This window comes from Enterococcus sp. FZMF, from assembly GCF_030263915.1.
Taxonomy (GTDB): domain Bacteria; phylum Bacillota; class Bacilli; order Lactobacillales; family Enterococcaceae; genus Enterococcus_D; species Enterococcus_D casseliflavus.
The window spans coordinates 221,733-244,537 of sequence record NZ_CP127160.1 but is presented as its reverse complement, the minus strand read 5'-3'; the positions used below and the strand labels follow the sequence as shown (position 1 = coordinate 244,537).

22 protein-coding genes are annotated in these 22,805 nt (G+C 44.9%); 6 read left to right on the top strand and 16 right to left on the bottom strand.

The window, feature by feature from the left end; translation table 11 throughout:
* Positions 1-30: 30 nt before the first annotated feature.
* The 3 genes from QN079_RS01150 to QN079_RS01140 all read left to right on the top strand — a co-directional run bounded on the left by QN079_RS01150 (position 31) and on the right by QN079_RS01140 (position 2,242).
* Positions 31-612, top strand: coding sequence for a recombinase family protein (locus QN079_RS01150; RefSeq protein ID WP_289230272.1), 582 nt, complete (start codon positions 31-33; stop codon positions 610-612).
* Between the two features lie 194 nt (positions 613-806).
* A complete protein-coding gene (gpmA, locus tag QN079_RS01145) occupies positions 807-1,493 on the top strand; it encodes a 2,3-diphosphoglycerate-dependent phosphoglycerate mutase (RefSeq protein WP_005226871.1) in 687 nt (228 codons plus the stop codon).
* A 101-nt stretch (positions 1,494-1,594) separates the two neighbouring features.
* Positions 1,595-2,242, top strand: a complete 648-nt coding sequence (locus QN079_RS01140; protein ID WP_289230271.1) for an SGNH/GDSL hydrolase family protein — start codon at positions 1,595-1,597, stop codon at positions 2,240-2,242.
* A gap of 52 nt (positions 2,243-2,294) precedes the next feature.
* On the opposite strand, the gene QN079_RS01135 is transcribed toward QN079_RS01140, so the two are convergent.
* The 13 genes from QN079_RS01135 to QN079_RS01075 form a co-directional block, all read right to left on the bottom strand.
* Positions 2,295-3,482: an iron-containing alcohol dehydrogenase gene (locus tag QN079_RS01135; RefSeq protein ID WP_086294418.1), complete on the bottom strand. Its 1,188-nt coding sequence runs from the start codon at positions 3,480-3,482 to the stop codon at positions 2,295-2,297.
* A 198-nt stretch (positions 3,483-3,680) separates the two neighbouring features.
* On the bottom strand, positions 3,681-4,385 hold the full coding sequence (gene deoD / locus QN079_RS01130; RefSeq protein ID WP_289230270.1) for a purine-nucleoside phosphorylase: 705 nt from the start codon (positions 4,383-4,385) through the stop codon (positions 3,681-3,683).
* A 25-nt stretch (positions 4,386-4,410) separates the two neighbouring features.
* The gene (locus tag QN079_RS01125) at positions 4,411-5,229 is read right to left on the bottom strand and encodes a purine-nucleoside phosphorylase (protein ID WP_005226849.1); all 819 of its coding nucleotides are present in this window, start codon (positions 5,227-5,229) and stop codon (positions 4,411-4,413) included.
* Between the two features lie 10 nt (positions 5,230-5,239).
* Positions 5,240-6,406 carry a phosphopentomutase gene (gene deoB, locus QN079_RS01120; RefSeq protein ID WP_081116110.1) on the bottom strand — a complete coding sequence of 389 codons (1,167 nt, stop codon included), beginning with the start codon at positions 6,404-6,406 and terminating at the stop codon, positions 5,240-5,242.
* 193 nt (positions 6,407-6,599) lie between these two features.
* Entirely contained in the window at positions 6,600-7,553 is a 954-nt protein-coding gene (locus QN079_RS01115; protein WP_005232556.1) for an ABC transporter permease, read from the bottom strand.
* Positions 7,553-8,704 carry an ABC transporter permease gene (locus QN079_RS01110; RefSeq protein ID WP_005226844.1) on the bottom strand — a complete coding sequence of 384 codons (1,152 nt, stop codon included), beginning with the start codon at positions 8,702-8,704 and terminating at the stop codon, positions 7,553-7,555. Before QN079_RS01110 ends, QN079_RS01115 begins: the two co-directional genes overlap by 1 nt.
* Positions 8,697-10,307 (bottom strand): ABC transporter ATP-binding protein, encoded by a 1,611-nt coding sequence (locus QN079_RS01105; protein ID WP_005232559.1) that lies wholly within the window; start codon positions 10,305-10,307, stop codon positions 8,697-8,699. Before QN079_RS01105 ends, QN079_RS01110 begins: the two co-directional genes overlap by 8 nt.
* A 137-nt stretch (positions 10,308-10,444) precedes the next feature.
* Entirely contained in the window at positions 10,445-11,563 is a 1,119-nt protein-coding gene (locus tag QN079_RS01100) for a BMP family lipoprotein (RefSeq protein WP_015508805.1), read from the bottom strand.
* A 63-nt stretch (positions 11,564-11,626) separates the two neighbouring features.
* Positions 11,627-12,025 carry a cytidine deaminase gene (locus QN079_RS01095; RefSeq protein ID WP_005226837.1) on the bottom strand — a complete coding sequence of 133 codons (399 nt, stop codon included), beginning with the start codon at positions 12,023-12,025 and terminating at the stop codon, positions 11,627-11,629.
* A 46-nt stretch (positions 12,026-12,071) separates the two neighbouring features.
* Positions 12,072-12,734, bottom strand: coding sequence for a deoxyribose-phosphate aldolase (gene deoC, locus QN079_RS01090; RefSeq protein WP_005226835.1), 663 nt, complete (start codon positions 12,732-12,734; stop codon positions 12,072-12,074).
* A gap of 13 nt (positions 12,735-12,747) precedes the next feature.
* Positions 12,748-14,049 (bottom strand): pyrimidine-nucleoside phosphorylase, encoded by a 1,302-nt coding sequence (locus QN079_RS01085; RefSeq protein ID WP_005226834.1) that lies wholly within the window; start codon positions 14,047-14,049, stop codon positions 12,748-12,750.
* A gap of 123 nt (positions 14,050-14,172) precedes the next feature.
* Entirely contained in the window at positions 14,173-15,192 is a 1,020-nt protein-coding gene (locus tag QN079_RS01080; protein ID WP_005226832.1) for a LacI family DNA-binding transcriptional regulator, read from the bottom strand.
* A 249-nt stretch (positions 15,193-15,441) separates the two neighbouring features.
* Entirely contained in the window at positions 15,442-16,047 is a 606-nt protein-coding gene (locus QN079_RS01075) for a class I SAM-dependent methyltransferase (RefSeq protein WP_005226831.1), read from the bottom strand.
* A gap of 336 nt (positions 16,048-16,383) precedes the next feature.
* Between QN079_RS01075 and coaA the strand changes: the two genes are divergently transcribed.
* Both coaA and guaA read left to right on the top strand, forming a co-directional pair.
* On the top strand, positions 16,384-17,307 hold the full coding sequence (gene coaA, locus QN079_RS01070; protein WP_005226828.1) for a type I pantothenate kinase: 924 nt from the start codon (positions 16,384-16,386) through the stop codon (positions 17,305-17,307).
* Positions 17,308-17,387: 80 nt separating this feature from the next.
* Entirely contained in the window at positions 17,388-18,953 is a 1,566-nt protein-coding gene (gene guaA / locus QN079_RS01065; RefSeq protein ID WP_008376418.1) for a glutamine-hydrolyzing GMP synthase, read from the top strand.
* Positions 18,954-19,218: 265 nt separating this feature from the next.
* On the opposite strand, the gene QN079_RS01060 is transcribed toward guaA, so the two are convergent.
* The 3 genes from QN079_RS01060 to QN079_RS01050 all read right to left on the bottom strand — a co-directional run bounded on the left by QN079_RS01060 (position 19,219) and on the right by QN079_RS01050 (position 21,864).
* Entirely contained in the window at positions 19,219-20,028 is an 810-nt protein-coding gene (locus QN079_RS01060) for a PTS system mannose/fructose/sorbose family transporter subunit IID (RefSeq protein ID WP_289230269.1), read from the bottom strand.
* Positions 20,012-20,800 (bottom strand): PTS mannose/fructose/sorbose/N-acetylgalactosamine transporter subunit IIC, encoded by a 789-nt coding sequence (locus QN079_RS01055; protein ID WP_005226797.1) that lies wholly within the window; start codon positions 20,798-20,800, stop codon positions 20,012-20,014. Before QN079_RS01055 ends, QN079_RS01060 begins: the two co-directional genes overlap by 17 nt.
* 140 nt (positions 20,801-20,940) lie before the next feature.
* Positions 20,941-21,864, bottom strand: a complete 924-nt coding sequence (locus QN079_RS01050) for a PTS sugar transporter subunit IIAB (RefSeq protein WP_502875143.1) — start codon at positions 21,862-21,864, stop codon at positions 20,941-20,943.
* A gap of 229 nt (positions 21,865-22,093) precedes the next feature.
* Between QN079_RS01050 and QN079_RS01045 the strand changes: the two genes are divergently transcribed.
* Complete coding sequence (locus tag QN079_RS01045; RefSeq protein ID WP_289230267.1) at positions 22,094-22,801, top strand: GntR family transcriptional regulator; 708 nt, start codon at positions 22,094-22,096, stop codon at positions 22,799-22,801.
* Positions 22,802-22,805 lie beyond the last annotated feature (4 nt).

Genomic DNA, 22,805 nt, shown 5'->3' with positions numbered 1-22,805 from the left:
TTCAATAAAAAGGGAAAGGTAGGAGGGTTTATGAAAATCATAGGCTATGCTCGTTCAACGATCACCGACAACTCAACAAGTGAACAATTAAACAAGCTCGAAGAATTTGGGTGTCATGAATTTTTCCATGAGACATTTAGCGTGAAAGAAAGTGAAGAAAATCATTCATTGGAGTCAGTGGTGGCACAAATGCAGCCCGGCGACACCTTAGTCGTTACGGAACTGCATCGTTTAGGGAAAACCACCAAACAGCTGACCGATCTCACTGATCTATTAAAACAGCGAGAGCTTCATCTGGTTTCACTGGCAGAACAAATCGATACCCGCGGTCCGATGGGACAGGTTTACTTCAATTTAATGGAAGGACTTGCGATCATGGAACGCTCACTCATCAAAGAGCGCACGCTGGTCGGCTTAAATAAAGCCCGCAAAAAAGGCAAAATTGGCGGTCGTCCAAAAATCGATCCGAAAACGATCAAAAAAATCCGTCAATTGTACTACGAGAAAAAAGAAACGATTCAATATATTTCTGAAAAATGCGGTGTTTCTGTAGGTACATGCTATAAATACATAAAATTATCCGAAGAAGAATGGAACAAGTTACGTTCATAGTTGTCGACTCCCCCTAGAACAGCATGAAACAAAAGCGGTCCTCTTTTTAATGATCCCCTTTTGTTTTTCCTTAAGAATGGCGTTTTCCCCCAGCTTTTCCTCCAAAACCATGGAAATTCTTTGAGAAAGAGTGTACAATAAATACGGAATTGAAAATTTCAGAAAAATATCGAATATCTAAAGGAGAGTTTTACATGCCAAAATTAGTATTTTCTCGTCATGGACTAAGCGAATGGAACAAATTAAACCAGTTTACCGGTTGGGCTGATGTTGATCTAGCGCCAGAAGGTGTCGAAGAAGCAATCGAAGGCGGACGTAAAATCAAAGAAGCAGGCATCGAATTTGACGTTGCTTACACATCTGTTTTAACTCGTGCCATCAAAACTTGTAATTACATTTTAGAATATTCTGATCAACTTTGGGTACCAACGATCAAATCATGGCGCTTAAACGAACGTCATTACGGTAAATTACAAGGTTTAAATAAAAAAGAAACTGCTGAAAAATACGGTGACGAACAAGTACACATCTGGCGTCGTTCTTACGATGTTTTACCTCCATTGATGGAAGCTTCAGATGAAGGTTCTGCTGCAAACGACCGTCGTTATGCAATGCTTGACCCTCGCGACGTACCTGGTGGAGAAAACTTAAAAGTTACTTTAGAACGTGCATTGCCTTTCTGGCAAGATGAAATCGCCCCAGCATTAAAAGACGACAAAACTGTCTTAGTTGCGGCTCACGGAAACTCTCTACGTGCATTAGCAAAACATATCGAAGGTATTTCTGACGAAGATATCATGGATCTTGAGATCCCAACTGGTCAACCACTTGTTTATGAATTGAACGATGATTTGACTGTTGCGAAAAAATACTACTTATAAGCCTCGCTTATCGCTGCCCTTTTTTAAAAAAGGGCAGTTTTTTTATTGGCATTTCCTCCCCCCTCTTTTATAATTGAGGGCGTACTCGAAAGGAGCTTATTATGAAACTAGTCAAAAATGATACCGTTTTATTTTTAGGTGACAGCATCACAGATTGCGATCGTGATCGCCAAGATCCCCACGATTTAGGACAGGGGTTTGCCCGTCTCGTTGCCGATCAGCTGGCAGAGAAATTCCCCACTGCGGACTTTACCTTTTATAATCGGGGGATCGGCGGCAACAAAGCTGCCGACGTCTTAGCCCGTCTCCAAGAAGATTGCCTTCAATTAGCACCTGACGTCTTGATCTTTATGATTGGGATCAACGACACGTGGCACAATGCCGGTGGTCCCGATTTTGGTTCAGAAGAGGCCGCAACGTCCTTTGAGGCAACCTACCGTCAAATTCTGGAACAAGTGACCCAACAGGGGATCACGCGCATTTTCTTGCTGGAACCTTTTGTTTTGCCATATCCTGAAGATCGCCAAACTTGGCGGATCGATCTTGATCCGAAAATCCAAATCGTTCGTCGCTTAGCTGCCGCCTTTCATTGTCAGCTGCTGCCGCTGGATGGCTTGTTTGCCGAAGCAGCCGTCGCTAGCTCCCCGCAGGCACTGACAGGCGATGACGGGGTGCACCCCACTCCTGCTGGACACGCCTTGATTGCAGATCAGCTAATGGCCCGTTTGGCTTTTTCTTCTGAAGGGTAAATAAAAAGACCGCTCCGCGACAACCAAGTCGCAGGAACGGTCTTTTTTATGATTAAAGATAGGTTGAAGGAGTCAAGGAATCTTGGTAGATTGCAATCACGTCTTCTTCTTGCAGCGGTACATACGCATTTGTTGCAATAGAGCTGAATTGAACTGCTTGAGCCGCCATTTCAGCAAAATGGGTGTCATCGGCGATCCCTACTTCTGGCAAAGTCATCGGAATATCGCAAGAAGCAAAAAAGTCATACAGTTTTTGAATCCCCATTCGGGCAGCTAATTCTGGCACTGCTTCTTGGACACCAAAGACTTCTCTAGCAAACCGCGCAAATTTCGGCGCCGTTTCTTCATTCAATACATGAAGCATCCAGCGTGGGGTCAGGATCGCTAAGCCGATGCCATGGGTAATGTCATAAAACGCACTCAACTCATGCTCCATCGCATGACAAGACCAAGCACCACCCTTGCCGCTTCCAGTCAAACCATTTAAGGCTAAGGTGCTCGCCCACATCAAATTCGCCCGTGCATCATAGTCTGTGGGGTCATTTAATGCGATGGGCAGATTTTTAATGACTGCTTTTAGCAATCCTTCTGCTACACCGTCTTGGACATCTGTTCCTTCTGTTTTACTGAAATAATTTTCAATCAGATGGCTCATGATATCCGCTGAACCGGCAGCCGTTTGATAGCGACTGACACTAAAGGTCGTTGTTGGATCTAAAAAAGATACTTTCGGTAAAAATTCGGGTCCGTGAACACCAAGTTTTTGTTTCGTTTCTAGATTAGAGATCACCGCGCCGCGATTCATTTCACTGCCAGTAGCCGCAAGGGTCAAGATCGTTATTAATGGAATCGCTGGTCCTTGATAGCTTCTGGAAAGAACTAAGTCCCAAGGCTCTTGCTCACTGCAAGCCGCCCCAGCGATCACTTTGCTGCAATCAATTACAGAACCGCCGCCAACAGCTAAAATGACGTCGATCTTTTCTGAACGACAAAGAGCAGCTCCTTGACGAACGGTTTCGATTCGTGGATTTGGATCGACACCAGTCAATTCAGTGACTTGATTGCCGTTGGCAGTCAATTGCGCCATGACTGCATCGTACAAACCGTTTTTCTTGATACTGCCGCCACCATAGACTAGCAAGACGTTTTTTCCAAATGTATTCAGTACTTCTGGCAGCTCGTTCAGACGGTCTTTCCCAAAACGAATGTCCGTCGTTACATGAAACGTAAAATTATTCATTGTCTCGTCTCCTTTTTACACCTTTTCTTTTCATTAAACCATTTTCTGGCAAAAGTGCAACGCTTCTTCGTGGCTTTTGGCCAACAAAAAAAGATAACACATTCTCGGTTGCATGCAAACCAATACGATTTGGCTGCTTGCTCTATCAAAAGCAAGCAGCCTTCGCATCGTTCATGCACCGATCCTGCGGTATCTTTTTTACGCGATCGCTGTTTCTAAGCCAACTTTGATCATGTCGTTAAATGTCGTTTGTCTTTCTTCTGGCGTTGTTTCTTCTCCAGTGATGATGTGGTCGCTGACGGTACAGATCGCTAAAGTTTGAACGTGGAATTTCGCCCCTAAATAGTATAAGGCTGCGGCTTCCATCTCAACACCCATCACCTCAAGGTCTGCCAACTGTAACGTTTCCGTCATGTCATCTTTGTAGAAGGTATCTTCAGATAAGATGTTACCGACGTGAGTCGTAAATCCTGATTCAATCGCTGTATCATAGGCTTTACGCAACAGTGCAAAGTCAGCGATTGGTGGGAAATGGAAACTTTGGAAGTTTTTTGCTACCATCGATGAACTTGTTGCTGCCGCTTGGGCAATCACAAGATCACGCACGTGGACATCTTTTGAGATGGCACCACACGTACCGACCCGAATCAATTTCTTCACGCCGTAAGAGTTGATCAATTCATGGGCATAGATACTCGCTGAAGGCATGCCCATGCCGGTTCCTTGGACAGAGACCCGCTCGCCCTTATAAACGCCTGTATAGCCCAACATCCCCCGAACGTTGTTGTAACAGATCGGGTCTTCTAAAAATGTTTCAGCAATATATTTTGCCCGCAGTGGATCACCTGGTAACAAGATTTTGTCTGCGATCTCGCCTGCTTTTGCTTCGATATGAACGCTCATTCGTTTTTCTCCTTTGGTCTGCTTTTTATAGTACTGCTAACGTTTCTTTGATCAACGCTTTAAATTCTGCCTTGACCCGTTCCGTCGTTTCCACGACTTCTTCATGATTCAAGCTCGCTTGCATACCAGCTGCCAAGTTTGTGATACAAGAAACACCTAAGACTTTCAAGCCACTGTGAACAGCAACGATCACTTCTGGGACAGTCGACATACCGACAGCATCGGCGCCGATCGTCCGAGCAAAGCGGATCTCTGCTGGCGTTTCATACGTAGGACCTGAGAAGCCCATATAGACGCCTTCTTTTAAGTGCAATCCTTTTGATGCACCAACTTTTTGTGCCGCTTCCCGATAAGGCAAATGGTAGGCTTGGCTCATATCTGGGAAACGTGGACCCATTTCTTCTTCGTTTTCACCAATCAGTGGGTTGTCCCCCATAAAGTTGATTTGATCGGTGATCAACATCAAGTCTCCCGGCTGGAAGCTTTCGTTTACGCCGCCACAGGCATTGGTCACGACTAAAGAGTGAGCTTTCAATGCCGCCATCACACGGACGGGGTAAGTAACCGTCTGCATCGAATGGCCTTCATAATAATGGAATCGTCCTTGCATCGCTAAGACTTTTTTCCCAGCTAATGTTCCATAGACCAATTGTCCTGCATGACCAACCACTGTCGAAACAGGAAAATGCGGGATATCGTTGTAAGGCAACACGATTGGGTTTTCGATCTCATCGGCTAATTCACCTAAGCCAGATCCTAAAATCAACCCAAATTCCACTTCACCGACGCCGCTTTCTTGGATAAATGCCGTTGTTTCTTGTAATTTCTCATGTAACGTTGTCATTTCATCACCTCTAGTTTAAATGTTGTAAAAAGCTTGTTCCGTTTTCTGTAGCTGAAACACCAAAGTTTTCAGCGATCGTTGCGGAAATATCCGCATAGTAGCCTTGTGGCAATTTGCCTTGGCCTTGGAATTTCTTGCTGTACGCTAATAATGGCACATATTCTCTCGTGTGATCCGTTCCCGTAAAGGTTGGGTCATTGCCGTGGTCAGCTGTGATCAACAACAGATCCTCGTCTCCCATTGCTTCTAAAAGTTCTGGAATACGCAAATCAAAATCTTCAATGGCATGGGCATACCCTACGACATCGCGACGGTGACCATAAAGCGCATCGAAGTCGACCAAGTTCGTAAAGCTTAGACCCGTAAAGTCTTGTTTCATCACCTTCAGTAATTGATCCACACCGTCCATATTGCTCTTCGTCCGTACAGAATCGGTGATTCCTTGTCCGTTGAAGATATCATTGATCTTCCCTACGGCGATCACGTCTTTTCCAGCTTCTTTCAAGGAATCTAACACTGTATGGCCAAATGGATCGAGTGCGTAGTCATGACGATTGCTCGTACGAGTAAAGTTTCCAGGCTCACCGACATACGGACGCGCGATGATGCGGCCGATCATATATGGCTCATCTTTCGTGATGTCCCGAACGTACTGACAAATACGATACAATTCTTCTAATGGAATGATTTCCTCATGCGCAGCGATCTGCAACACTGGGTCAGCCGAGGTGTAAACGATCAGATCGCCTGTTTTCATTTGATGTTCGCCGAAATCATCAATGACTGCTGTCCCTGAATACGGCGCATTGCAGACGATTTTACGTCCTGAGAACGTTTCGATCTGTTGCAGCAATTCATCGGGAAACCCATCGGGAAATACGCGGAAAGGTTTTTGGATATTCAAGCCCATGATCTCCCAGTGCCCCGTCATCGTATCTTTCCCAACGGAAACTTCTTCCAATTTGGTTGCATACCCATCATGGTCAGCTACCGCCTTCACGCCTTCTAAAGGACGGATCGTCCCTAGGCCTAATTGTTCCAAGTGAGGGATCGTCAAGCCTGCTTCTTTTGCAATATGGCCTAACGTATCTGAACCGACATCACCAAAAGCTGCCGCATCAGGTGCTTCACCAATTCCGACTGAATCCATCACGATCAAGTGTACACGTTTAAACATTCTATTCCCTACTTTCTTTATTTTATGCTTTTACAAGCGGATCTACTACCTCTATCATACTAAACTTAAGCAAAAATTGCGCTGGGTTGCTTTGGAAATTTCCTGATGCGTTCCTTTCACCCAGAGGATAGAAAAAGGGCAGGACACAGCAACACATTCATGTCCCATAGCCCCACCCTTTCATACTGAAAAATTATTTAGATTTAATGTAGTTCTTCCCGTTAGCTTTCGGACCAGCAGCTTTTCCAAGGAAAAGAACGAGCACGATGATCGTCAAGGCATAAGGCGCAGCTTGTAAGTAAACCGCTGGAATGGAAGAGATGATTGGCAGTTGGCCACCTACGATACTGATGTTTTGCGCAAAACCGAAGAAAATCGCAGCTCCCATCGCACCAAGTGGATTCCATTTACCAAAGATCATCGCAGCCATCGAGATAAACCCTTGACCGGCGATCGTTGTCACGGCAAAGCGACCCGCGATCGATTGAGCAAACAAGGCACCGCCCATCCCGCCAAGGAAACCAGAGATCAAGACACCTGAGTAGCGCATCACGTAAACATTGATCCCTAAGGTATCCGCTGCTTGTGGATGCTCACCGACAGAACGAAGACGCAACCCAAAGCGTGTTTTGAAAATCACGAACCACGCGATCACTGAGATCAAAATAGCGAAGTACGCCGGTAAGAATGTTTGATTAAAGAAAATCGGGCCAATGATAGGAATATCTTTAAGAATCGGGAAATTGAAATACCCCAATGTCCGTTGGATGTTATCCGTTTGCCCTTTGTTGTAGATCGCTTTGACTAAGAACACAGCCAAAGCTGGTGCCATCAAGTTCATCACCGTACCACTGATGATGTGGTCGGCACGGAAGTTGATGGTTGCCACCGCATGCAGCAAGGAGAAAACCACACCGACAAGTCCGCCGACGAGCATCCCTAACCATGGTGTCCACGCACCAAATTGTGACGCAAATTCAATATTGAAAACAATCGAGCTAAAAGCACCCATAACCATGATTCCTTCAAGACCCACGTTAACGATCCCGCTGCGCTCTGAGAACACGCCACCTAGCGCCGTCAAAATCAGAGGAGACGCATAAATCAATGTTTGAGTGACGATCGAAGAAATTAAACTAATATCCATTAGATGGTTCCTCCTTCCTGATCTTGATCGTTTGGTTGGGCTTCAATCTCCTGTACGACCAGCGCTTCTTTTTTGCCGTCAAAGATTTTTGCCAACAAGAAACGAATCACAAAGCTGATCGCTACGAAGAAAATAATAATTGCGATATTGACATCGACTAATTCAGATGGAATACCTGCAAACTGCATGCCTTGTCCACCTAATTTCAAAATACTGAACAAGAGGGCTGAAAGCAAGATTCCGATCGATGAGCCGCTTCCTAACAAGGATACAGCCATACCGTCAAAACCGATGCTCAATGATGACCCTTGAACGAAGAAGTTTTCAAACGTTCCTAGTCCTTGAACGACTCCACCTAATCCAGCAAGCGTTCCAGAGATGATCATGGAGATAATGATCGTCCGTTTGCTGCTCATCCCCGCATATTCAGAAGCGCTTGGGTTCAAGCCCACCGCGCGGATTTCATAACCAAGAGTGGTTTTTTTCATCAAGAACCAAACCAAAACTAAGAAGATCAAGGCTAAGAAGATCCCTAAGTTCAAGCGAGAGTTGCTCGTGATGCTTGCTAGAAACGGCGTCTGCATGGAGGCATTTTCCCCCACCATTTTTGTGACCCCTTTTGTCGTGATCATGGATTCGCTCATCACATTATTGACTAAATGGTTCCCCGTATAAAGCAAGATATAGTTCATCATGATCGTCACGATGACTTCACTTGTTCCAAAGAATGCCCGTAGGAAACCAGGAATCGCAGCTGCGATCGCCCCGCATAAAGCCCCTACGATCACGGCTAATGGCAAGACCACCAACCGAGGCGCATCTGGCATCGCTAGTGCGACCCAGATACTGGCAACCCAACCTGCTAGCGCTTGACCAGAAAGACCGATATTGAAGAATCCGGCTGAGTTTGCAACGGCAAACCCCAGAGCGGTAAAGATCAATGGCCCTGCTGTAACAAAAATCTCACCAATGTTGCGGGCATTTAACCCACCTGTTTGTCCGTTGATAAAAACGGTCCGAAACATTTGTGTATACCCTGTGATTGGGCTGTAGCCGAAGGCCGCCATGATGATCCCGCCAAGGACGAATCCCAACAAGACAGCGATGATCGGCACTAATATATTGCGGATCTTTTCTTTGCGGTTATTCAACCGAACCACCTACTTCCTCCATTTGCAGCTCTCGTCTTGCTTCCTCCAAGGAGTACCCTGCCATCAACAAGCCAAGCTCTTTCTCTGATGTTTCTTTCGGATCAACGACCCCAACGATCTCACCAGCATGAATAACAGCAATGCGGTCTGATACATTCAAAATTTCATCTAATTCAAAGCTGACTAACAACACCGCTTTGAATTTATCCCGCTGTTCAATCAAGCGTTTGTGGATAAATTCGATCGCTCCAACATCCAACCCACGGGTCGGATTGGCAACGATCAATAGATCAGGATCGCGGCTGATTTCTCGTGCGATGATCGCTTTTTGTTGATTCCCGCCGGACAATGCCCGTGCTGGTACGATCTCGTTGACTGTTCGTACGTCAAATTCTTGAATCAAGTCACGAGCAAACTCGTTGATCTCTCCGTAATCCAAGACACCTGCATTACTCAAAGGTTTTTTGTAGTAGGTTTGCAAGGCGATGTTTTCTGATAACATCATATCCAAGACAAGCCCGTATTTATGGCGGTCTTCTGGCACATGACCAACGCCGGCTTCGGTGACTTTCCGAGGCTTGAAGTTAGTGATGTCATCACCATTCAGCAAGACCTTGCCGCTTTCGACTTTCCGTAAACCAGTGATGGCTTGTAACAGCTCTGATTGCCCATTGCCATCGATCCCAGCAATCCCCAATACTTCACCTGCACGTACTTCTAAGCTTAAGTTTTTAACTGCTTCTAAGCCACGGTTTTCTTTTACAACTAAGTTTTCAACAGAAAGCACGACTTCTTTTGGTGACGCTTCTTTCTTCGGTGTCTTGAAGGACACAGAACGACCAACCATCATATCGGCCAACTGTTGTGAGCTGACGTCTTTGACATTGACAGTGCCGATCCCTTGTCCCCGACGGATAACTGTACAACGGTCTGCCACCGCTTTGATCTCATCCAGTTTGTGGGTGATCAAGATGATCGATTTGCCTTCACGCACCAATCCGCGCATGATTTCGATCAGCTCTTCGATTTCTTGCGGTGTCAAAACTGCCGTTGGTTCATCAAAAATCAGTACATCTGCGCCGCGGTAAAGAGTCTTCAAGATCTCTACCCGTTGCTCCATCCCAACAGAGATGTCACGCACATAGGCATCTGGATCAACCGATAAACCATATTGCTCAGAAACTTTTTTGATTTCTTTGCGGGCTTTCTTGCGATCTAACACACCGAGATGATGGGGTTCGCTCCCCAAAATGATATTTTCTGTTACAGTAAAGGCGTCTACCAGCATGAAATGCTGATGCACCATACCGATCCCCAATTTGTTTGCTGCGGTCGGACTCGTGATATTCACTTTTTCACCATTCATCCAGATTTCACCAGATGTTGGTTCCAATAATCCTGACAGCATATTCATCAAGGTCGACTTGCCCGCTCCATTTTCACCAAGCAATGCGTGGATTTCTCCTGGCCTTACTTGCAAGTTGACATCGTCATTGGCTTTGAACGTTCCAAACTCTTTGGTGATATGACGCATTTCTACAACATATTTTTCCTCAGCCAAATTACTCACATCCTTACTTTCTAATTCGCTTATACAAACCATTCGTCATGTCAAAAAAATAATTGCTATTGCTTAGGATGATTACTATCCTCATGAAAACCCGTAGCTTTCATCAACATAGTAATCCAACAACGATCATCTTGCCCTAAACTAGGGCAAGATAACCGAAAAGCACAACTTTATTTTTCAGGTGTTTCTGGTACTTCTACTTTGCCGTCGATCACGTCTTGTTTCGCTGTTTCGATCGCTGCTTTGGCATCATCTGAAAGGAACCCTTCAGTAATGTCTACACCGCCATCTTTCAAGCCGTAAACAATGTGTTCGCCGCCAGGGAAGTTGTCTTCTAACGCACGAGTTGAGATATCTTGTACCGCTGCGCCAACACCTTTCAATGTTGAAGCCAATGTGAAGTTATCTTCTTTGCCGTCAGCAGTTGTGTATTTTCCTTCGTCTTGTTGATCGCTATCTACACCGATGACCCAAACTTTTTTATCTTCTAGGTCTGCTTCGTTCAATTGTTCATTGATTGCTTTTGCTTCTTGGAAGACACCTGCACCAGTACCACCAGATGCGTGGAAGATTACGTCAACGCCACTTTGGTACATTGAAGCTGCCAATGCTTTCCCTTTAGCAGGATCACCAAATGATGCTGCATATTGAGGATCAACCGTGATTTCTTTGCCTAATTTTTCAGCTGCGTCTTGAACGCCCTTCATGAAACCAGCTTCGAAACGGTCGATAACGACGCCTTCTTCACCACCGATGAAGCCGACTTTGTTTGTTTTGGTTGTATACGCTGCGGCAAAACCAGCTAAGTAAGCTGCTTCGTTATCTTTAAATGTTGCTGAAACAACGTTGTCTTTGCCTTCGATCACATCATCGATGATCCCGAATTGTGTATCAGGGTTTTGGTCAGCTGCTGCTGCGATTGAATCTTTCAATAAGTAACCTACACCGAAAACTGTTTTGAAACCATTTTGAACGGCACCATTTACGTTGGTTGTGTATTCTGAAGCTTCATTTGATTGCACGTAGTCATAACCACCAGCACCGCGAGCGATCCCGTGTTCCTCACCCCATGCTTCTAAGCCTTCCCACGCTGATTGGTTGAATGAACGGTCATCCACCCCACCGATATCGGTAACGATTGCGACACTATGCGCTGCATCAGTCGTACCGTCTGCAGAACCGCCGCCAGTTGAATCAGTTGAACCTGAATTTCCTCCGCCACAAGCACCAAGTAAAGTCAACCCAGCTACTGCAACAATACCTAAACTAAATAATTTTGCTTTTTTCATTGCTGTAAAGCCCCCTAAAAATATAGTTTTTTTCAACAGCCGCATCGACTGAATGAACATGGTTTATAAATCTTTGTTCGTGAAGTAATAAGGCAATAGGCCTTCTACCGTGGTTTCTTTGATGACACCATCATCGCCGACTAAGGTCACCGGCATATCTGGCGCACAAAATTCCACCATGACCTGGCGGCAAGCACCGCAAGGAGAGATCGGTTCTGGCGTATGACCCGCCACAACCAAATGTTGAAACTCTTTTTCGCCTTCAGAAACGGCTTTGAAAAAAGCGGTTCGTTCTGCGCAATTTGTTAAGCCATATGAGGCATTTTCAATGTTGATCCCTTGATATATCGTACCATTTTTGGCAACGAGACAAGCACCGACCGGAAACTTAGAGTACGGCACATACGCTTTATCTAAGGCGGAAACGGCGGTGTCGATCCACTCTTTTTTCGCTATTGTCATTGTCTTCCCCGCTCTTATTTTTATTTTTTGCTACTTGATGCTAGGCCTAGTAGCCAGCACCTGTTGAGCCAGTCACGATAGCAACACTTGCGCTTGTTCCTAAGCGGTTTGCGCCCGCTTCGACCATAGCTGCAGCTTCTGCTTCGTTGTGGATACCACCAGAAGCTTTGACACCCATTTCTGGTCCTACTGTTTCACGCATCAAGCGAACATCTTCAACGACTGCCCCACCAGTTGAAAAGCCAGTTGAGGTTTTCACGAAATCTGCACCAGCTGCTTTGGCTAATTCACAGGCTTTGACGATTTCTTCGTTGTCTAATAACGCTGTTTCAATGATTACTTTGACAAGCGCTTTGTCTTTGGCTGCTTCAACGACTGCTTCGATGTCTGCTTGAACTTTTTTGTATTGTTTTGATTTCAAGGCACCTACGTTGATTACCATATCGACTTCATCTGCGCCGTTTTTGATCGCATCTGTTGTTTCATAAGCTTTGACCTCAGATGTGTTTGCCCCTAAAGGAAAGCCGATCACGGTACAAACAGCCGTTGGTTCACCTTGTAATTTTTCTGCTGCTAATGAAACCCACGTTGGATTGATGCAGACAGAATAGAAGTGATAGGTTTTTGCCTCTTCGATGATTCGTAAAACATCTTCCTCCGTTGCGTCTGCTTTCAAAATCGTGTGGTCGATCATGCGATTCAATTCCATTTTTATTCGCTCCTTATTCTGTAATAATGTCATGGATCAATGGCGGTTCTGCGCCATCTTCCCCAATTTCAATATTTTGGTCGATCAATGCTTTGACATCCTCGATTGCTTCGGTATTGCTATAGATCGTCAATAGCGATTCCCCTTTGCTTACGGATTCGCCAACTTTCTTATGCAATTTGATGCCCACGGCATGGTCGATGTCTTCGTCTTTGGTCTTACGACCTGCCCCTAACATCATCGCCGCGATCCCTAGCTCATTGGCAACTAATTTCGTCACCACGCCGCTCGTTTTCGCTGGGACTTCCACTTCATATTTCGCTGTCAAAATCTTGCTCGGGTCATCGATCACTGTAGCGTCTCCGCCTTGGTCTGTGATCATCTGTCTGAATTTTTCTAACGCTTTGCCTGAATGCAGGGCTTCTTCCAACAGTTGGCGTGCTTCTTCCAATGAATCAGCTTTTTTCGCTAAAACGACCATTTGGCTGCCCAGTGCATAGCACATTTCTTCCAAGTCTTTCGGTCCTTTTCCTTGCAGCGTCTCAATGGCTTCCACCACTTCCAAACTGTTGCCGATCGCTTCCCCTAAAGGCTGTGACATATCAGAAATGACTGCCATCGTTTGGCGATTTGCCAATTTTCCGATGCGGACCATCGTTTGGGCTAAGCGTTTGGCATCCTCCAAGTTTTTCATAAAGGCGCCATCGCCTGTGGTCACATCTAACACGATCGCATCGGCACCTGCCGCGATTTTTTTACTCATGATCGAGCTGGCGATCAATGGGATCGAACTAACCGTTGCCGTCACATCTCGTAAGGCATACAGTTTTTTGTCTGCAGGAGCTAAATCTCCTGATTGACCGATCACGGCCACTTTGCTTTCGTTGACTAATCGGATAAAGTCGGCTTCAGAAAGCTCGATTTTAAATCCAGGGATCGCTTCAAGCTTGTCTAAGGTCCCACCAGTATAGCCTAAGCCGCGCCCAGACATTTTCGCAACTGGTACGCCAACACTAGCCACTAAGGGCGCTAAGATCAATGTGGTCGTATCACCAACACCGCCAGTCGAATGCTTATCGACTTTGATTCCTTCAATTGAGGATAGGTCGATCACTTCACCAGAATTTGCCATTGCTAGCGTTAAGTTCGTGATCTCTTCATCTGTCATATCTACATAAAAAATAGCCATCAACAAGGCACTCATTTGATAATCTGGAATACTTCCTTCAGTATACGCAGTTACAATGTAGTCAATTTCTTCCTTCGTCAATGACTTGCCGTCACGTTTCTTTTCAATTAAATCCACCATTCGCATCGAAATGACCCTCGCTTCCTTTAACATTATACAATAATTTTTCGTAGGGTAAACCACTTTAGTAAAACAGTTTACTAAATATCGCAAAACTATGAAAACACTTACAAGAAGAAATATACCGCATTATTTCTCGCTTGTCAATGTCTTCACGCTCTCACGAATAATTAATTTTGTATCAAAAATCTTATTTGGAATTCGCCGTGTCGGAAACTCAATGGCGTCCACTAAAAACTTCGCTGCGGTAAACCCGATCTCAAAAGTCGGCTGCATGACCGTGGTAAGCGGTGGTGTGATGTATTCCGATAATTTCAAGGCATCAAAGCCGATCACCGAGTAGTCTTCTGGTACTTTTTTGCCCGCCTCATAAATCGCTTGATAACAGCCGATCGCCATGGCATCGTTGCCACAGAAGAACGCTGTGATCTCTTTATACTTCAATAATTCCTTCGTTGCTTCGTACCCGCCGGTAACCGTTAATTCAGCATTTTCTACATATCGGCCTTTAAAAGGGATCTGATGATCCTTTAAGGCATGGCGATAGCCATTGAACCGTTCCTCTAATTGATAGTAGCCGGTGATTTCTTTGAGCATCGCAATGTTGCGGTGACCATTTTTGATCAAATAGCTGACGGCTTGGTAGGCGCCTTCGTATTCTTTCACGATCAAACGACCATTGTCCCGCTGATTGATCCCACGATCGACTAAAATAATTGGTCGGTCATCAAAGAACCCGCTCTTCAAGGAATAATCCTCTGGCAGCAAATGCGGCGTCGCTAATAAGATGCCATCTACCGAACGATGAGACAGTTCATTCAAATATTGAACCTCTTTTTCTTGGCTGTGGCGCGAATTGCATAACACTAGCATGTAACCTAGTGGATTGAAATAACTTTCCGCCCCTTCAATGACTTTAGAGAAAAAGAAATCCGTCACATCAGGCACGATCATTCCGATCGTTTTTGAATGGCGGTTGATAAGATTCGAAGCAAAAAAATCCGGCTTATAGTGATATTTATTTACGATATCTAAGACCCGCTTTCGGGTTTCTTCACTAAAACGGCTGCCTTTATTGTTTAGGATCTGCGACACGGTCGTGACAGAGACGCCAGCCATTTCAGCAATCTGTTTAATCGTCAATTTCATCTGCTTCTCTCCTCTCTTGCCTAAAGTGTAGCAAATTTTTCTCAAAAAAAATAGCACACTTTCAACAAGTGTGCGACTTTCTTTTTCGTTGATCAAAAATGGCCCGATGATACAGACAGCTCTTTTAGCGGAGCTGCGATTGCTCCAAAGGCTGATGACAAAAGGCTTTTTGAGAAACCAACTGCCCAGTTGCCGCTAACCAGTGCTTGTCTTGGCAATGCCTTTGATCTGTTGAAAATCAAAGAGCAGCTACGCTTCTTTTACGCTTTGAATGATGTAATAGCCTTTGTCTTTTTTGATGATTTCGGCATTGCCAAAGGTCTCTTGCATTTTCTTTTGAGCACTCGGCGCCCCTTGTTTCTTTTGGATCACGATCGTTAAAGTCCCGCCTGCTTTAAGCAAAGGAAACGCCCCCGTCAAAATCTCATGAACGACTTCTTTTCCTGCCCGAATCGGCGGATTGCTGAGGATCGCCGCATAAGCAGGTTGATTTAATTGGGCATAGATATTGGATTGATGGATATCTACCTGTTCAATGCCGTTACGCTGGGCATTGCCTTTTGCCAAATCCACTGCCCGCTGATTGATATCGATCATCTCTACAGGTCGTTGACTCGCATAAGCCAACGCTAAGCCAACAGGTCCATAGCCGCACCCAACGTCCAGCAGACTTCCTTCTGGCAGCTCCCCCCACTCAAACGCATCGATCAGCACCCGCGAGCCATAGTCCACCGTGTCACGGGAAAACACCCCGCTATCTGTCACAAAATGAAAGTTCTTTCCTCTTAATTCAAACGACCACTGCTCAAAATCATGGGCCGTATCAGGATTTTCTGTATAGTAATGATTACTCATGGTTATGCTCCTTTCTTCTATTTCCTCTTCGCTTGTTTTTTCTACTGGTTTCTACTAGTTTTTCCTTGTTTCTTCTATTCGAACAAGTGAACATAGTGAAATCACCAGTAAAAAAGCCCTGCAAGATTTGTCTGCTGCTTCTTTCTAATCATACCGAAAAACAGCCAGAAGTAAACGCCCAGCAAAAAAAACAACGAAAAAACAGTTTTTTGTTGTTTCTGCAAAGGAAATCATGTCTTTTTTCCAAGTTCCGCAAGTTTCTATGGTAAAATACTTTCGAACAGTGGCCCGTCGCTTCTAATAGAAACCGATGATGCCGCAAAAAAGGAGCCTACTATGCAAGAAACCATGAATTTTTATCAAATTCCTCGTGAGCAATGGCAAGGGTTTTATACGAACGGCATGATGCCTTTCACTCAAGAAGAATTGGATAATATCAAAAGTTTGAACGACCGGATCTCGGTCCAAGATGTGGAAGATGTTTACGTGCCTTTGTGCCATCTGATCCATCTTTATATGAAAGAGTTTGAATCATTGACCCTCAGCAAGGGACTCTTTTTACACCGCTACGTCAAAATGCCGCCTTTTATCATCGGCATCGCTGGAAGTGTCGCCGTCGGCAAAAGCACCACCGCACGGCTCGTCCAAAATTTATTGGCCCGTTTGTTTCCCCGCAGAACCGTCCAACTGATCACCACTGACGGCTTTTTGTACCCGAACGAAGTCTTGGAAGAACGCGGCAGCTTGAATCGCAAAGGATTTCCAGAAAGTTATGATATGGAAGCCTTGATCAACTTTTTGAATGCGGTCAAATCAGGAGAACCAGACATTCAGATCCCCGTCTACTCCCATGAAGTCTACAATATTATTCCTGATACGTATGAAACGATCAGTCAACCAGATATCTTGATCGTGGAAGGCATCAATACCCTGCAACTGCCTGCCAACCAACAAATCTATATCAGTGACTTTTTTGATTTTTCAATTTTCGTGGATGCCCAACCAGCACTGATTGAAAAATGGTATTTGGAACGATTTGAATCATTACTAGACACTGCCTTTCAAGATCCCAGCAATTATTATTACCAATATGCGATCGGGGATCGCAAGGAAGCGATTAAAATGGCAAAAGAAGTATGGAAAAATGTGAATTTAAAGAATTTACACGAGTATATCTTGCCTACACGCAGCAGAGCCGATATAATTCTTCATAAAACAAAGCACCATTTGATCGATGAAGTGTTCTTGCGCAAGTATTGACCGCTTCATTTTTATGATTATGCTGTTGAAAAGGCCCAGCCTTTTTTCAATAAAAACTAAAAGAATTGAGGTAATTTATTGTGACAAACGTTGACACTTTGCCAAACGTCGAAAAAATTATCGTACTTGATTACGGTAGTCAATACAACCAGCTGATTACACGCCGTATTCGTGAGTTCGGTGTTTTCTCAGAATTATTGAGCCACCGCATTACCGCTGAAGAAGTAAAAGCGATGAACCCAAAAGGGATCATCTTATCTGGCGGACCAAACAGCGTCTACGACGAGAACTCTTTCGGCATCGACGAGAAAATTTTTGAGTTAGGCATCCCAGTTTTAGGGATCTGTTACGGCATGCAGTTGATTACTTATAAATTAGGCGGAAAAGTTGAACCTGCCAAAAACCGTGAATACGGCAAAGCAGAATTGGAAGTCACTTCTGATGCAGCGGCCCTTTTCCAAAACACGCCCGCAACCCAAACCGTGTGGATGAGCCACGGAGACTTGGTCACTCAAGCACCTGCAGGCTTTGATGTCGTGGCAACGAGCAAAGATTGCCCGATCGCTTCTATCCAAGATGCCGAGCGCAAAATGTACGGTATCCAATTCCACGCAGAAGTTCGCCATTCAGAATACGGCAACGACTTATTGCGTCACTTTGCCATCGACGTTTGTCAATGTACAGGTGATTGGACAATGGACAACTTCATCGATATGGAAATCGCAAAAATCCGCGAACAAGTGGGCGACAAAAAAGTCTTGCTTGGTCTTTCAGGCGGGGTCGATTCTTCTGTCGTTGGTGTTCTTTTACAAAAAGCGATCGGCGATCAGCTGACTTGTATTTTTGTTGACCACGGCCTCTTGCGTAAAGGCGAAGCCGAGCAAGTAATGGAAAGCCTAGGCGGCAAATTCGGCTTGAACATCATCAAAGTTGATGCCAAAGAACGTTTCCTATCAAAACTTGCGGGGGTTTCTGATCCTGAAGAAAAACGCAAGATCATCGGAAATGAATTCGTGTACGTCTTCGATGATGAAGCAACCAAACTAGCTGGCGAAGAAGGCGTTTCTTTCCTTGCCCAAGGAACCCTTTATACCGACGTCATCGAATCAGGAACCGAAACTGCGCAAACCATCAAATCTCACCACAATGTGGGTGGTTTACCTGAAGACATGCAATTCAAATTGATCGAACCATTGAACACCTTGTTCAAAGACGAAGTCCGTGAATTAGGGACTCAACTTGGCATGCCAGACAGCATCGTATGGCGCCAACCATTCCCTGGACCAGGTCTAGGCATTCGTGTCCTTGGCGAATTGACAGAAGAAAAACTAACGATCGTCCGCGACTCGGACGCAATCTTGCGGGAAGAAATCGCAAATGCCGGCTTAGACCGCGACATTTGGCAGTACTTCACCGTCTTACCAGGCATCCGCTCCGTCGGTGTCATGGGTGATGGCCGGACCTACGATTATACCGTCGGCATCCGTGCAGTCACTTCAATCGATGGCATGACCGCTGACTTTGCCCGCATCCCATGGGAAGTCCTACAAAAAATCAGCGTCCGCATCGTTAACGAAGTCGCACACGTCAATCGGATCGTGTACGATATTACGAGCAAACCACCTGCTACTGTGGAGTGGGAATAATCTTCAAAAAGACAGAAACCCTCTGTATCAAGGGTTTCTGTCTTTTTTTATTTTGATTCTTTCCAACAGATATTCAATACACATCAAAATATTAGTAGACGAGCAAAAAGGGAATAACCAATTTTATTTTTTTCTATGTTTCCAATTGAACTAAGTTCTTTACGAGTAAAAACGGGCAAATTATTTTATAAAAAAGAGTGCGGAAAAATATTCCACACTCTTTTTCTATTTACATATTCTTATCTATCAGTTGTTACTGCTAATTCTAACCCAAAATACCAAACGCACTCAAAACGATCGATAAGATCAAGATGATCCAAATTACTCGAGTGGAATTTAGTTTCTTTTGGCCTAACATCCAGTAGGTCAGCAAGACGAGCAAGATAGGTACAAGGGATGGCAAGATGGCATCCAACGTGTCTTGGATCACTAATTCGACACCGTCTTTTTTATAGACAAAAGGAACAGTTGCTTTGACCACAGAGGGAATCAAGGCACCAATCACTGTGACCCCTAAAACGGTTGCGGCATTGGTGAAGGCAGATAATTTGTCTTTCAAGGTCGTCACTAATTTGACCCCTTGTTTGTAACCAAGGGGAAGCAACGCTGCCCGACCGAAAAGTAACGCGATGTTGGCGATGATCCAGATGACACAACCAACGACGGAACCGTTTTGCGCCAATGTGCCAGCAACAGAGCCAAAGATTGTTCCCCAAATCACGTGGAACAAGGAGTCACCGACACCGGCCAAGGAACCCATCAAGGCCGTTTTCAAGGCGATGATCGTTTCTTTGGCTTTGTGTCCATCTTGTTCTTCAATCGCGACATCGATTCCCATGATCAAGTTCCCAAAGATCGCATTTGTATTGAAAAATTGATTGTGGGTCCGCAGCATATCTTGCAGCTGGGTTTCATCGTGGCCATGGAATTTTTTCAAGACGGGCAGGATGCCGTAAAGGTAGCCTGAACTCATCATTCGCTCATAGTTCCAGTTTAATTGGCTTGCCAAAATATAGCGCCAGCTAATGGTATTCAACTCTTTTTTTGTCAGTTTTTGATCACTCATCGCCATCATATCCTCCTTCAAAATCTCCAGCAGCTGCCGTTGCAACGGTGCCTTTTTCGCTATCTCGTTTAAAGACTAACATTGCTGCTACGAGCCCAATGATGGAAACTCCGAGCATTGGCACTTGCAGATACGCAGCTAAAAAGAAGCCTAATAACAAATAAGGAATGTAGTGCTTTGTTGGCAAGTAGCGCAATAAGATCGCTACCCCGACGACTGGCAAGACGCCACCAGCGGTTTTTAGTCCAGTCATCAGCCATTCTGGCGTGTTATCGGTAATCGTCGTAACGACTGCATCTCCAGCTAAAAGCATCAATAAAATCGGAATCGCCCGTGACAATCCCCACAAGAAAGAACCCGATAAAACTAACCGTGGGATTCGTTTGACTTGCATGTTGTCGATGGCTCTATCGATCCGGTGTAGTAGAAATACGTTACAAAAACGAGCCACGACGTCCAGTTGCAGCATCAGTAAGGACACTGGAACTGCTAAGCCGATGCCGTATTCCGCGCCGTTTCCTGAGATCACGGCAAACGCCGTTCCCAGTACTGCGCCGGTAAAATAATCTGGGACGGATGCACCACCAAATGCGGCGATCCCTAAACGCATCAACTGCAAGGTACCGCCGACCATCAAACCGGTCTTCAAGTCCCCCATGATCATTCCAGAAATCATTCCGGCGATCGCTGGTTGGGTCAACGTATTGGAAATAAGTGAATCATTAATAGCAATAAAAGCATAAACAGTAATAAGAATGATTTGATACGCTGCTAAATGCATGAATTTTCCTCCTAATTGTATGAACGAGTCTTAACTGGCTGGTTATCGATCGTTGTGTCGCCTCAGATAAATCGTGAAAAACACTCGTTTTTTGACAAATCTTCCGCTACATATTCTCCTCGATCGAAGCGCTGCCTGATTTATCCTCGTAATTTCTTCATAAAGTCGATCGATGGTTCATTCGGTACAAGCTGTGCCGTGATGGTGATGCCTTTTGCGGCGATCGCTTCAAAGATCGGCTCTTCTTCTGGCAGCACTTGAATGCTTTTGGTCACTTCCTGTGCGCCTTCTTTGTAGCTCATGTTGCCGACGTTGATCGCTTTGATCGGTCCATCTGCTTCAATATAACGCAAAACATCTTGGGGATTTTTGAAAAGTAAAAACAACCGTTGCTTGCCGTAACGACCAGCGCGAATATTCTTGGCTGCAGTTGCCACTGGAAGGACGGAAAGTCGCATCGAAGTTGGCGCTGCCATTCGTAAAGAAGATTTTTGTAACGGGTCAGCGGCGACTTCATCATTGGCCACGATGATCCGTTGCGTGTTTAAACTGGTGGACCAGATACCGGCGACTTGTCCATGGATCAAGCGCTCATCGATCCGACTATTGACGATATTTTCTTGTCCAGCATACGCACTGTAATCCCCTAGTTCCTCTTGCTTTTCTTCTAAAATTTCTTGTTCTGCATGGTTCATCCCTGCTTTGACATCAACGATGTTTTCTTTGGCTAAGCAAAGCAGCTCGTTGATCGTCGCTCGTTGATTGACGACTGCCTCGATCACTACGGACAATGTCATTCCAGCGAAAATCGCCACTTCGTCATCCTCTAAATAATTCTTGACTGCAACGTTGCACGGGGTTCCTCCTAATAGATCCGCAATAATCAATGTCGAACCGTTAAGGGCTTTCATTTTCTCGTTCAATTCTTTTTCAAACTGCAGATTGTCACTATCTGGTCGTAATGAAACGGTGTGAACGTTTGCTTGCTGGCCTACGATCATCTCCAGACTGCTTTTGACCCCTTCTGCCATGCCGCCATGACTGATCAATACAATGTTTTCCACTAATTTCCCTCCTACTCCGTAGGTCGCCCTACTTAACATGTTATGTTCCTTGTAAGCATACTATACCATATGGCAAGCCATTCGTAAGCCTAATATCTTAACATATTGAATTTTATTTTTTTGGCCTGTACAGAATGGAAAACAACATATTTTCTACAATAATTAAGTGGCAGGAAAGGATTTAACATGTTATGCTTGATGTATTCATATGGAATGGAGGGAAACCACTGTGTTGCCAAAGTATGAGCAGATCAAGCAAGATCTTTTACAAGAAATCAAAGACCATAAATTCCTTCCCGGCGATAAGTTTTATTCAGAGGCGGATATCAAGCGGATGTATTCTGTTAGTTCGATCACGGCAGTCAAAGCGTTGAATGAATTGACGAGTGCTGGCTATCTGTATCGCATCCAAGGCAAAGGGACCTTTGTTTCAAAAGCAAAAGTATCTCAGAGTGTGAAGTTTTCCGACATCGAGCTGCATTCACTAGACCAAGAAAAGGTCAAGGTCCTTGCGGTGGAAGAAGGAAATGCCCCCGAGATTTTGAAAGAATTAGGCTTGGCTGCCAGTGCTTCCTACTACCGAATCAAACGGGTCCGCTATTTTGGCGATGTTCCTTTCTTGGTTCACATCACTCATTTGCCGAAGAAGCTGATGAAAGAACCGATCGCCAAAAACCTCAACCGGTATGCCAGTGTTTATGAGCGGGTCCGAAAAGACTTTGCGATCGACCTTTTCTCATTGGCTTCTGTTGAAACCAACGAAATCGTCTTTCCTGATGACGCTGAATTGTTGAACTTATTGCAACTGAGCTTCCGAGAGCCTGCGGTCAAACAAGTCAAGCACTCCTATTTGGCAGATGGAAGTGTCGCTGAATACATCGTCAGCTACAAGCATTGGAAATATTTCAAAACAAAAATAGAAGTAGAGCCCGCGTAAATTT